Raw genomic sequence first — 12,299 nt, forward strand, 5'->3', positions numbered from 1 at the left:
AAGGGGTTTGACAAGTCCAACGGCATATACTAACCTAGGTTAGTAATTAACGACACGGTCCGTGCCCCGGAGGGCTGCCGTGGTTCAGGAGTAACGACGTTGAAAAAGATTCTGCCCCTGCTCACGATCGCTTTGGGCCTTGCCGTCCCGGCTTTCGCCCAGGCACCGTCCGACACCGCCCTGGTGGGGGCGGGCAAGCCGCTGGTCGACGCGAACGGTGACCGCATCGGTCCTGTCTATCGCGTGGGCGACGACGGCTCCGTTCAGGTGATCGTCGACGGCAAGCTTTATAACGTGCCGGCGGCGACGCTGTCGGTGGCGGATGGCAAGGTCGTCACCAGCCTGAAGAAGAAGGAGGTCCTGGGCAGACACTGATGATATGCCTGCCTGAAAGGACGGAATGAGCGCCCGGCCCCGGCATCGACCTGGGCCGGGCGTTTCTCTTTCTTTAAGTCCCATCGCCCCACCGATAAATGACCGCCCTCCTTAACGTCAGGGGCCGTGGATGGGGACAGGGCTGATAGTTCTGGGGATGGGCGAACGGCCAGCGACGGGAGGGAGCGGTGCTTCGTGTCGGAATCATCAGTGCGAATTGGGGGGCCGTCGCGCATTTGCCGGCTTGGCGCGCCGTTTCCGGGATCGAGGTGGCGGGGATTTGCACCTCCCGGCGGGAAACAGCGGAGGCCGCCGCCGCCCGGTTGGGGGTGCCGCGCGCCTTCTGGCGGGCCGACGAGATGATCGCCGACCCGGACATCGACATCGTCGATTGCGGCACCCGGCCCAGCACCCGCCATCCCATGGTCCTGTCCGCGCTGGCTGCGGGCAAGCACGTCTACAACGGCATCCCGTTCGCCGCGGATCTCGACCGGGCGCGGGAACTGCATGACGCCTGGAAAGTCGGTTCGGCCGTGGCGACGGTCGACGCATATTCCCAGTGGTTGCCGGCGCACCGCCTGGCGAAGGAAATGCTGGACAGTGGCTTTCTGGGAAAGCCATTCGGTGGGACCTGCATCTTCAACCTCGGGCTTTTCAACCAACCCCATCCCCGGTTCCCCTACAACTGGTTCGCGGAGGCCGGGCACGGCGTGTCGGCGCTGCGCAACCTGGGCAGCCACGCGTTGCACATGCTGGTCCATTTGTTTGGCGAGGTGGCCGAGGTCATGGCTGATGACCGGCGCCTGCTGTCCGAGTGGCGCTTCCCCGATGGTTCGGTCGTTCAACCACAGACGAATGACTTCGCCAACCTGACCTTGCGCTTCCGGACCGGGATGGTCATGCAGCTGCAGGTGTCGTGGAGCGCTACCGTTGGGCGTGGCTGGCATCTGGAGGCGTTCGGCAGCGGCGGCCGTCTTGTCATGGCCGCGCCGACCTTTCCCAACAGTTCCGATACGACGCTGCATGCCGGCGTGCTGGGCAGCCGCGTGCTGGAGCCGGTGGAAATTCCGGCCCGGCTGATGTGGCCCGATGGGATCCATGTCGATCCTGAGGCTCAGCCCCAGGCGGTCCATGGCATGAGCATCGCCATGCGGCACATGCGGGACACCATCCTTGGCGGCGGCCGGGGCGCGGGCGGCGCCGGGCCGGATTTCGGCCAGGCTTGGGCGGTGGAGCGGATTCTGGAGGCCGCGCGCCTATCATCCATCGAGGGTTGGTGGATTCCGCTCGATGAGATTTGCTGACACATCAAACGGGGGAACGCGGACATGGCTGGGATTGTCGCGGTGACGGGGGCCGCTGGCGTGTTGGGGCGTGCGACCGTAGACGTGCTGCGCGGGGCCGGGTGGGTTGTCGTGGGCATCGACCGTGCCGACTTGCGGCAGGGCGCCGGGATGCTCCCCGCGCTTGGCGGCGTCGACCTGACGGATGAAGCGCAGATGGCCGGGGCGGCTGACCACATCCGGAAAGTCCACCGCCGTTTGGACGGGCTGGTGAACATCGCCGGCGGCTTCAGCTGGGAAACGGTGGCGGAGGGCGAGGGGGCGACCTGGGACCGGCTCTACACCATGAATGTGAAGACCACGCTGGTCGCGTCCCGGGCGCTGCTGCCGCTGTTGCAGGGCGGTGGCGCCATCGTCAACGTCGGTGCCGCCGCGTCGATAAAGGCCGGCAAGGGCATGGGCGCCTACGCGGCGGCCAAGAGCGGCGTCGCCCGGCTGACGGAGGCCATGGCCGAGGAGCAGAAGGACGCCGGCATCCGCGTCAACGCCGTGCTGCCCAGCATCATCGACACGCCCGCGAACCGCGCCGACATGCCGGACGCCGATTTCTCACGCTGGGTTGCGCCGGGCCAGTTGGCGGCGGTGATCGCCTTCCTGCTGTCGCCGGCCGCCGCCGCCGTGACCGGGGCGCTGGTGCCGGTCACTGGGCGGGTGTGAATCGCTCAGTGGCGGCTGACGAAATCAAAGACGGCCTGGTTGAACGCGTCGTTGGCGTCGCCGGCGATCATGTGATGGGCGTCGGCGATGTCGACATGTTCCGCATGGGGGACATGCTCCAGGAATTCCCGCGCGCCGGCGTCGGAAACGATGCGGCTGCGCCCGCCGCGCAGCAGCAAGGTGGGGACGGTCAGCGCGCGGGCCGCCGCCACCAGCCGGTCAGGGGCGCCCCGCCGCTGGGCCGCGTCCTTCCCCATCTGCATGAAGGCGGGGTCCCAGTGCCAGTAGTAGCGGCCGTCGCGCAGGCCCAGGTTGCGGGCGATCCCGCGGGTGTCCTTGGGCCGTTCACGGTGCGGTAGATACGCGGCGACGGCGTCGGCCGCCTCGTCCAGCGTGGCGAAGCCGTTGAGTCCGCTGCCCATGAAGTCCATCACTTCCTTGGTGCCGTCGAACTCGATCCGGGCCGTTATGTCGACCAGTACCAGCGCGCGCACCAGCCGCGGCGTGGCGGCGGCCGTCAGCATGCCGGCCAGCCCACCGAGTGACGCCCCGACGACGATAGGGGGTGCCGGGAACTGTTCCAGCACGGCCGCCAGGTCATCGGCGAACAGGCCGAGATCATACCGCCCATCCGGGGACCATTGACTGTCACCGTGGCCGCGCAGATCCAGGGCGACGGCGCGGAAGCCCCGGCGCGCGCCCTCGTTGAGCGCCTTGCCCCAGCTCCGCCGGGTTTGGCCGCTGCCGTGCAGGAACAGCACGGGCGTGCCGCTGGTCGGTCCGGCCACGTCGGCGGCCAGGTCCACGCCCAGGCCACGGAAAGTGCTTCGTTCGCTTCCCCCCATCGGCCGGCCCTCCCCCGCGTTCGTTGCTGGCGTCGAAGCCAGGAATAGGGGAGGCGGCGCGTTCGCGTAAAGCGGGGCGACGAAAAACCCGCCCTGGCGATATCGTCCGTTCAGGGCCGCCGTCCGCTTTTCATCCGTCCGGCCGCAGCCTACGGTTTCGCCAAATGCTGGAGGCGCGGGAAGGGAGACCGCAACAATGAATGAAATGAGCATGGCCGAGCGGGCGATCACCGACCGGCCGGTCGTCATCGGCATCGAGGCCTATGTCTCCGAAGAGTATGCCCGCGCGGAGGACGAGAAGCTCTGGGGCAAGGTGTGGCAAGTCGCCTGCCGGGAGGAGGAGATCGCCAAGGTCGGCGACTACGTCACTTACGACATCCTGGACGAGTCCATCATCGTCGTCCGCGTGGCGGAGGACCGCGTTGCCGCCTATTACAATGTCTGCCTGCACCGGGGGCGGCGGCTGATAGATGGTTGCGGCCACACGAAGCGCTTTTCCTGCAGGTTCCACGGATGGAAATGGGATCTGGCGGGCAAGAACGTGGACTGCCTGGCGCGCGAGGATTGGGAAGGGGCCCTGACCGACGAGAACCTGACCTTGAGGCAGGTGAGGGCGGACATCTGGGGCGGGTGGGTCTTTATCAACATGGACCCTGACTGCGCGCCGCTGCGCGCCTATCTCGATACGGCGGCCGATATGCTCGACCCGTTCGAGTTGCACCGGATGCGCTATCGCTGGCGGCAATGGCTGACCTTCCCCTGCAATTGGAAGGTGGCGATTGAAGCGTTCGTGGAGGGGTACCACGTTCCCGGCACCCACCCCCAGCTGACGAAGTATGGCGCCAAGGCGACGTGGAGCCAGGCCCATGGCCGCCACAGCGTTTTCGGCCCAGCCGCCCAGAAGGGCTTCGGCGGGGCTTCGGGTGGTGTTTCCGGCGACATCGACATGCGTGTCGCCCTGGCCGATGTCATCGGCCAGTTGTGGGAAGAGGTGAACGCGACGACGACGCAGACCATCGTCAACGCCGCCAAGCGGCTGGTGGATGAATTGCCGGCGGGCACGCCACCCATGCAGGTGCAGGCACACCTGATGACGCAGGCGGCCAAGGACGATGCCGCCCGTGGAGTGGTGTGGCCCCGGATCGATCCCGCGCATTTCGCGAAGGCGGGAACCGTTTGGCATCTGTTCCCCAACACGGTGGTGATCCAGGGGCCGACCTTCGCGCTGTGCTACCGTGCGCGCCCCAATGGTTTCGATCCCAACAGCTGTGTCTTCGAGGTCTACGTCATCGAGCGCTACCCCGAGGGGCAGGAGCCGAAGCCGGAGAACCTGTTCAAGCCTAGCCGGGACGAGGCGACCTGGCGCAAGGTGCTGTGCCAGGACTTCGCCAATATGGGTGAGGTGCAGCGGGGCATGAAATCTCGCGGTTTCCCGGGGGCCCGCCCCAACCCGCAGCAGGAACGGGGCGTGACGAACTTCCATCGTGTCCTGGCGGAATATATGGGCACTGGTGCGCCGCAAGCGTTGGATTAGGGGGGCTGGCGGTTCAGGGGGGAGCGAAGGATCGCCGACGCGATGCCGTTGCGGTTCCTGTGCTTCCTGTGCAGCCTGGGCGTAATCAAACAAGATAACAGCGGGGGGGACATGGCGAAGACCATCGTGATCACGGGTGCCGGCACCGGTCTCGGGCGTGAGGTCGCGCGTGAGCTGGCGGCCGACGGCCATATCCTGGTTTTGCTGGGCCGGACCCTGTCAAAACTGGAAAAGGTGGCGGCCGAGATCGGCGGCGGGGCCTATGCCGTCGCATGCGATGTCAGTTCCGCCGACTCTGTCCGCGACGCCTTCGCCGTGATCGCCGGGCGCAGCGCGGCTATCGACGTTCTGATCAACAATGCGGCGGTTTACCAGCCTTTCCTGGTTAAGGACGCGTCGGACGAGCAGATCCTGTCGGCCGTCATGACCAACTATGTCGGCCCGATCTACTGCGTCCGGGCGGCGATCCCGATGATGGGCAAGGGCGGCCACGTCATCAACGTGTCCAGCGAGTCCGTTGGCCTGCCTTTCCCCATGTTCTCCCTCTACCAGTCCAGCAAGGCCGGGCTGGAGCGCTTTTCCGAAGCGCTGTCGGCCGAGCTGGCGGTGGATGGCATCCGCGTCACCACCGTGCGGGCGGGGCAGATGATGGGCGAGGACATGACCTGGAACATCACGCCCGAGGTGGCCGCCCGTTTTGGCGCGGCCTGCGCGCGGGCCGGTCTGGACCTGCGGTCGCGGCCGATCTCCCATTTCTCGTCGCCGGCAAAGATTTTCCGCCAGCTGATCGACCTGCCGCCCGACCTGAACCTTGAATTCGTCCATCTGCAGGCGCGGCACCGCTGATCGCGGGTCCCCTGACCATCCCCAATTCAAGCCGTGAGGACCACCCCCGTGACCATCCTGCCCGAAGCGAAGCTCTATATCGACGGTATCGTGCGTCCGGCCGAAGGGGATCGAGGTTTCGATGTGATCAATCCTTGGACCGGCGACGTGGCCGGCCGGGCGGCGGACGCTACGTCCGCCGACGTCGAGGCTGCCATCGCCGCCGCCCGCCGCGCCTTCGACCAGACCGACTGGTCGACCAACCACGCGCTGCGGCTTGAGCTGGTGACCAAGCTGCGCGCCCTGTTCGAGGCCAATCGGCCCCGGCTGGTGGCCTTGGCGCGGTTTGAGGCTGGGTCCGCCCTGGGCGCCGTCGACAAGGCGCAGGTGGGCACGGCGCTGTCCGGCTGGGATGACCTGCTGCGGGTCTTCCCGCGCCTGGCGTGGGAGAAGGACTACGGCCAGGCCCAGGGTTACGGCTTCACCTCCAAGCGCACGGTCGTCCATGAGGCGGCCGGCGTGGTTGGGGCCATCACACCGTGGAACGTGCCGCTGTACGTCAACGTGGGCAAGGTGGTTTCCGCCCTGTTGGCCGGTTGCACCGTGGTGCTGAAGCCGGCGCCCGACACGCCGGGCATGGGCGCCATCTTCGGTGTGCTGGCGGCCGAGGCCGGCTTCCCGGCGGGCGTCCTGAACGTGGTGACCAGCGCCGATCCGGTGATGGCGGGCGAGATTCTGGTGACCGATCCGCGCGTCGACGTCATCAGCTTCACCGGGTCCACGGCCGTCGGCAAGCGCATCATGGAAAAGGGTGCGCCCACGCTGAAGCGGTTGTTCCTGGAACTGGGCGGCAAGTCGGCCAAGATCGTCCTGGACGACGCGCCCAACTTCGCGATGGAGGTGATGCAGTCCTTGCTGGTCTTCCACGCCGGCCAGGGTTGCGCCGTGCAGTCGCGTCTGCTGGTGCCGCGCAGCCGGTATGAGGAGGCGCTGGGCGCCCTCAAGATGGCCTACGGCGGCTTCGCGGCCAAATGGGGCGATCCTGAGGATCCCGGCCAGGTCATGGGGCCGGTCGTCTCGCAAAAGCAGCTCGATCGCGTGTTGTCCTATATCGAATTGGGCAAGCAGGAAGGGGCGACGCTGTTGGCCGGCGGCAGCGCCCGCCCCGACAAGGGCGGGGGCTTCTTCATTGAACCGACCTGCTTCGTGAACGTGACGAACTCCATGCGGATCGCGCGTGAGGAGATCTTCGGGCCCGTCCTGGTCGTCATCCCCTATGAGGATGATGAGGACGCCATCCGCATTGCCAATGACAGCGACTATGGCTTATCAGGGGGCGTCGCCGGTTCAGAGGCGCGTGCGATCAGCGTGGCGCGGCGTGTCCGTACCGGTTCGGTCAGCGTGAACGGCGGCCTGTGCATAGCCGGCGATCTGCCGTTCGGCGGCTACAAGCGTAGCGGCATAGGTCGGGAATGGGGTGTCGAGGGCATCGAGGAATTCCTCGAATCCAAAGTCATCGCGCTCAGGGTATGATAGCAGGGACAAGGTAAAGGGCATGGGACGGGAGCCGGATGGCCAAGCCGGTGGCGACAGCGAGCCGAAGCGACGTGGCCGCAAGGCCGCGTCAGCGACGGTGGCCAAGCAGATCGACAACTTCAACCTGAACGGCCAGCGTCTGGGTCGGAAGGGTCGCAACACGCGTGAGCGCATCATCGCGGCGGCCCAGAGTCTGCTTTCCGGTCCGCGTTCCACCCAGATCACGTTGAGCGCCGTGGCCCGTGAGGCCGAGCTCAAAATGACCTCGCTCTACGTCTATTTCAAAGATCTGACGGAACTGCTGCTGGCCACCCTGGAACCGGTCATGGAGACGGCGGAGGCCGCATACCTGTCGTTGGTACGGGAACGCTGGCCGGATGAAGCCTTGAACGCCTGCTGCCTGCGTTTCCTGAACGCCTATCTCGCCTTCTGGCGGGAGCATTCTTTCCTTCTGCATTTGCGCAACAGCATGGCGGACCAATACGACGAACGCATGATGCGGCAACGCGTCGACGCGGCTCGACCCCTGATCACGATGTTGGTGCGTCAGATGGACGGTGATCCGACGATCATCGATTCACCCGCCCTCAGTATGGCCACCGTATTGCTGACCGGGGTGGAACGCGTCGTCACCATCGTGACCGATACCACCCTGGTCAGTTTCTTCGACGGCTCGATGACTGAACAGCTCGCCCTGCGCCGTATCGAGGCGGAGGCGAAATTGATGGAACTGGGCATCCGTGAGTTGCGCCGGCATGCGGCGAACGGCGCCGCCGGGGGATGAGGGCCGTTCAGTCCGCCTTCTTGCCGATCTTGGAGATATAGCCTTCCAGTTGTGCCAGGTAGGCGGGGTTCAGCATGAGCGCGCTGTTGGCCATGCGCTCGACCTGGCGGGCTTGGTCGCGGCCCAGTTCATACGCCAGTTCGATGGCGATCTTGGCGGCGCCCATCTGCTCGGCGCTCTGCCCGGCCAGGTGGCGGCAGAAGGCCAGGCTTTCCTCCTCAAAGCCGTCGTCGGCATAAACCTCGTGGACCAGGCCCATCGCCAGTGCGCGCTCCGCCGTTGCCGGCTTGTTGGCCATGATGAGATAGCGGGCCCAGTGCGGACCGCAAATCCTGGTCAGGCGGCTGACCCCGTTGGAGGCCGGCAGCACGCCCATGAGGCCTTCCGGAAAGGCGAAGGAGGCGCCGGCAGCCGCCAGGCGGAAGTCGCAGGACAGGGCCATCTCCAGCCCACCGCCGACGCAGGGGGCGTGGATGGCGGCCACGATGGGCTTTTCCACATGCTCCATCTCGTCATAAATACGCTGCATGCCGTGCAGGCGCAGACGATGGTTCTCCCGGATCGCGGTGGCCGAACGCAGGAGGGTGGGGGGGCCGTCGCTGCGGTCGCGCAGGTCGGCACCCGAGCAGAAATAGCGGCCCGTCGCCCGGATCAGCATGACCCTCAGCGCGGGATCGTCGCGGAAGCGGTGCAGCGCCCCCTCGAACAGCCGCATGGTTTGTCCGGACAGGGCGTTCAGTTTTTCCGGACGGTTCAGCGTGGCGATCAGGACGCCTTCGCTGACGGTGGTCAGAAGATGGTGGGTTTCCTGGGACATGGGACCTCTCCTCAAGCGCGCGTGCGCGGCAGGCCCAGCGCCCGCTCCGCGATCATGCTGCGATGGATCTCGCTGGTGCCGCCGTAGATGGTCGTGCCCTGGGCATGGCGATAGCACTGGTTGATCAACGCCGCGGCACCCTCGCGCTTCGACAGGGAAAGGGGCGCGGTCAGGTCCAGCAGGTCGCGGGCGTCGCTCAGGAATTTCTCTGAGGAGAACATCTTGGCCATGGGGCCGTAGGCCAGGTTGGGAACCTTGTTCACCCCGGCCCAGATGGCGCGCCACGCCAGCAGATCGGAAACCATCACGTTGGCCGCCGTGCGGGCCAGACGCATCTGGGCCTGCGGCTGGTCGATCAGCGGTCGGCCGGCCGACGGGATCTCCCGGCACAGCGTTTCAGCCGCGTGCAGCATCCCCCGCTGCACCTTGGCGAAGCCCCCGCCATGCTCCAACTCCAGTCCCGCGCTCATGGTTTTGACACCGCCGTCCACCTCGCCCAGGCGATAGCTGTCCGGTATTTTCACGCCGTCGTAGAACGTGATGTTGGTGCGTTCGTCCTGGAAGGTGTGGACGGGCTGCACGGTCACGCCGGCGGCCTTCAGCGGTACGATGAACATGGTCAGCCCCTTGTGCTTGGGCACGTTGGGGTTGGTGCGGGTCAGCATCAGCACGTAATCGGTCAGGTTGGCGCCGCTGGTGAACATCTTGGTGCCATCGATGCGCCAGCCGTTGCCATCCGGGGTGGCCTTGCATTGCGCGGCGAAGACGTCGGACCCGGAGCCGGGCTCGGAATAACCCAGACTGCAGATCGCGTCGCCGGACAGGATGCGGTCCAGAACCTCGCGCTTCACCTCTTCGCTGCCGAAGCGGTGGATGATGGCACCCACCATACCCGCGACGTTGGCGACAGGGTTGCTCCAGCCGTGACGCTCGAACGCTTCCATGGCCGCGTTGCGGGCATAGGGGGAAGAACCGCGGCCGCCCATGTCTTTCGACCAGCCCAGGAACAGCAGGCCGGCTTGGGCCAGTTTCTTGTGGAAGGCCGGGTTGTGCCCTTCCCAGGAGTAATGGGCCTGGGCGCGAATCTCGTCCGTCATGTTTTGTTCGAAGAACGCGTCGATCTCCGCCACCAACGCGCGGGCCTCTTCGCCGGGATCGAAGTCGATGGGCACATCGCCTACATCGGGCAGGGCCGCCGCCTCCCCGGCATAGAGCCGTCGTCCCGCTTCCTCCAGCAGGCCGCGGGGATCGCCCCAGACCAGCGGCCAGCCCTTGGCGCGCAGGTTGTACAGGTGGATGTCGTATTCCGTGGTCAGGCCATAGCCGCCGAAGGTGTGCAGGGACTGGGCCACCGCGCGGGCCGCGGCGTCGATGTTCCACCAGGCGGCCAGGGACACGGTGGCGGCGGCGTCCGGCGCGCCATCGGCGATGTCGCGCAGGGCCTTCCAGACCAGGAACTTGCCCCCGTCGACATCGCAGAGCAGGTCGGCCAAGGGATGGGAAATGGCTTGGTAGGCGCCAATCAGTTGGTCGAACTGTTTGCGCTCGCAGGCGTAGGCGGCGGCCAGCCTTAGGGATTCACGCGCGACGCCGGAGAGCCCGGCGGCGATGAGCAGCTTCCACTCCTCGATCGCGCTGTCGAAGGTGGCCAAGGGGCCGCTGCCGCTGGCGATGACCGTGGCGGGCAGATCGGCGAAAGCGATCTCGGCCAAAGTGCTGGCATCCAGGTTGGCCTCGCCCTGCGCGGCCGCTTCGGAAAGATCGTAAAGCTCGATCTCCTCATCCCGGCGCGCGACGATAGCCCGCGCGACTGCGCCTCCGGCGACCCACTGCGTTGGCTCCCGGTCCACGTCGCGCAAGGCCACCGTCACCACCGCGTCACCGGCCAGGACGGCCGCTAGCATGGCGGCGGCGGCGGCATGCTCGCTGGCCGCCAACACCCGTGCGGCCACCAGGCATTCTGCCAGCGGGCCGGATACCAGGGTACGGCCGGCTTCTTCCATCAGGGTGGTGGCGACGATCAGGCCCAGCCCCAGGCCGTCCTTTTCCTCGGGTACCCGGATGGCGAAAGCGCCGAGGTCGGCGAGGCCTCGCCACAGTGCTGCATCGAAACCGGTTTCCCGGGCGGCGCGGACGCGATCCATCCCGCTGTTCTTGTTCAGGAAGCGCGCGAAATTTTCGCGCATCATCTCCTGATCCTCGGGTAGAGCGAAATTCATGGGCGGAGACCCTGTCGGCTGTCGGGGTGAGCGTGGGTGGGATGAACGCCCCGACGCGTCGCGGCGTTCACGAAGGGTGCACGAACCCAGCGCCGGCGCGGGTTGGCGCGCCGGCGGGTATGACGGGATGGAATGGACGCCGCCGCGCGGCGTCAGCCGGCCGCGCGGCGCATGATGGCGCTGAGGTCGACCTGGCCCGTGGCGACACCGCCCATGAAGCCGCCGTCGACCGGCAGCACCACGCCGTTGATGAAACCTGCTGCCGCGCTGTTCAGCACGACCAGGGCCGACGCCTGTTCTTCGGGCGTGGAACGCCGCCCGATGGGCTGGGTCGCCGCCTGCAGCACCTCAGCTGGCGTGGCCGCCTCGAAGGCGGACATCATCGGGGTCTGCGTCGGGCTGGGCATGGTGCAGTTAATGCGGATGCCCTTCTTGATCAGATGGGCGCCGGACAGCATGGTCCAGACGTTGACGGCCTCCTTGGAGAAGGAATAGCCCTCCGCCACGGTGTCCTTGTTCGCCTCGCACCAGTCCAGCGCCTGCTGGTAGCCCCGGGTCTGAAGGATGCCCATGATCACCGGCACGCGCCGGCTCCACCCCATGCCGCCGGTGGAGGAAATGCTGGCGACGGCGGACCCCGGCCCCATCAGGGGCAGCACCTGTTCGGTCAGGTGGCGGGTGCCGATGAAGTTCACCTTCATGACATCCATGGGCGGGCAGGTCTGCGGCAGGCCGGCGCAGTTGAAAAGCGCGTCCACCTTGCCGCCGATGGCCGCCACACCCGCCTCGATGGAAGCGGGGTCCCTCAGATCGACATTGTGGAAAGAGGCCAAGTCCAGAGCGCAGTCCTTGAAGTCCAACCCATGGACTTCGGCGCCCTGGTCCAGCAGAAGCCGGGCCGTCGCCTCGCCCATGCCGGAGAAGCAGCCGCTGACGATGACGCGCTTATTTTTGTAGCCAAGGAGGTCTGACATCTTGCTTTCTTCCTGTTGGCGGTTGGGCCGTAGGCGGCTCTTATTCCGGATTGTCTTCGACAATGGTGATGACGCGTTCGGGGCAGGCGCGGGCGCCGCGTTTGGCCAACTGTTCCATCCCGGGCGGCACGTCGATGCTGTCGGTGGCGATGTAGCCATCCCCGTCCAGCTGGAACAGCGCCTCCGATACGGCGGCGCAGCGCGCGTTGCCGACGCAGGCGGATTTCTGAATGCGGATTTTCATCGGCGTGTCCCTCGTGGGGCGTATCCCTGTTGGGGCTTGTCCCTGTGTCCCCGGGGTTCTCTCATGGCCCCGTCCGCGACCAATAAACATTGGGCCGGGCGGGCGATCAACCTGGCGGTGCCTAAATCGTGGGGGCGATGGGCGGA

General features: G+C 66.5%; 12 protein-coding genes. 7 read left to right on the forward strand and 5 right to left on the reverse strand.

The features are described from left to right. Window positions 1–99 precede the first annotated feature (99 nt). From FHS74_RS19355 to FHS74_RS19365, 3 genes are all read left to right on the forward strand, one after another. Complete coding sequence (locus FHS74_RS19355; protein ID WP_184803684.1) at window positions 100–375, forward strand: hypothetical protein; 276 nt, start codon at window positions 100–102, stop codon at window positions 373–375. A 188-nt stretch (window positions 376–563) separates the two neighbouring features. After that, complete coding sequence (locus FHS74_RS31180) at window positions 564–1,679, forward strand: Gfo/Idh/MocA family protein (protein ID WP_184803686.1); 1,116 nt, start codon at window positions 564–566, stop codon at window positions 1,677–1,679. 24 nt (window positions 1,680–1,703) lie between these two features. Then, complete coding sequence (locus tag FHS74_RS19365; protein ID WP_184803688.1) at window positions 1,704–2,375, forward strand: SDR family NAD(P)-dependent oxidoreductase; 672 nt, start codon at window positions 1,704–1,706, stop codon at window positions 2,373–2,375. A 5-nt stretch (window positions 2,376–2,380) separates the two neighbouring features. Here FHS74_RS19365 and FHS74_RS19370 read toward each other — a convergent pair whose 3' ends face one another. Then, on the reverse strand, window positions 2,381–3,220 hold the full coding sequence (locus FHS74_RS19370; RefSeq protein ID WP_184803690.1) for an alpha/beta fold hydrolase: 840 nt from the start codon (window positions 3,218–3,220) through the stop codon (window positions 2,381–2,383). A 196-nt stretch (window positions 3,221–3,416) separates the two neighbouring features. Between FHS74_RS19370 and FHS74_RS19375 the strand changes: the two genes are divergently transcribed. From FHS74_RS19375 to FHS74_RS19390, 4 genes are all read left to right on the forward strand, one after another. Then, window positions 3,417–4,754 (forward strand): aromatic ring-hydroxylating oxygenase subunit alpha, encoded by a 1,338-nt coding sequence (locus FHS74_RS19375; RefSeq protein WP_211106418.1) that lies wholly within the window; start codon window positions 3,417–3,419, stop codon window positions 4,752–4,754. 111 nt (window positions 4,755–4,865) lie between these two features. Beyond that, entirely contained in the window at window positions 4,866–5,600 is a 735-nt protein-coding gene (locus tag FHS74_RS19380; protein WP_184803692.1) for an SDR family NAD(P)-dependent oxidoreductase, read from the forward strand. A gap of 48 nt (window positions 5,601–5,648) precedes the next feature. Continuing rightward, entirely contained in the window at window positions 5,649–7,112 is a 1,464-nt protein-coding gene (locus FHS74_RS19385) for an aldehyde dehydrogenase family protein (RefSeq protein WP_184803694.1), read from the forward strand. A gap of 22 nt (window positions 7,113–7,134) precedes the next feature. Beyond that, complete coding sequence (locus FHS74_RS19390) at window positions 7,135–7,899, forward strand: TetR/AcrR family transcriptional regulator (protein ID WP_184803696.1); 765 nt, start codon at window positions 7,135–7,137, stop codon at window positions 7,897–7,899. 7 nt (window positions 7,900–7,906) lie between these two features. Here the strand turns inward: FHS74_RS19390 and FHS74_RS19395 are convergent, their stop codons facing one another. The 4 genes from FHS74_RS19395 to FHS74_RS19410 all read right to left on the reverse strand — a co-directional run bounded on the left by FHS74_RS19395 (window position 7,907) and on the right by FHS74_RS19410 (window position 12,153). Beyond that, complete coding sequence (locus FHS74_RS19395; RefSeq protein ID WP_184803698.1) at window positions 7,907–8,716, reverse strand: enoyl-CoA hydratase/isomerase family protein; 810 nt, start codon at window positions 8,714–8,716, stop codon at window positions 7,907–7,909. A gap of 11 nt (window positions 8,717–8,727) precedes the next feature. After that, window positions 8,728–10,935 (reverse strand): acyl-CoA dehydrogenase family protein, encoded by a 2,208-nt coding sequence (locus tag FHS74_RS19400; protein ID WP_184803700.1) that lies wholly within the window; start codon window positions 10,933–10,935, stop codon window positions 8,728–8,730. Window positions 10,936–11,087: 152 nt separating this feature from the next. Then, window positions 11,088–11,909: a coniferyl-alcohol dehydrogenase gene (locus tag FHS74_RS19405; protein WP_184803702.1), complete on the reverse strand. Its 822-nt coding sequence runs from the start codon at window positions 11,907–11,909 to the stop codon at window positions 11,088–11,090. A 40-nt stretch (window positions 11,910–11,949) separates the two neighbouring features. Next, window positions 11,950–12,153, reverse strand: a complete 204-nt coding sequence (locus FHS74_RS19410) for a ferredoxin (RefSeq protein ID WP_184803704.1) — start codon at window positions 12,151–12,153, stop codon at window positions 11,950–11,952. Window positions 12,154–12,299: the final 146 nt, after the last annotated feature.

The organism is Nitrospirillum iridis, from assembly GCF_014205765.1.
Classification (GTDB): Bacteria; Pseudomonadota; Alphaproteobacteria; order Azospirillales; family Azospirillaceae; genus Nitrospirillum; species Nitrospirillum iridis.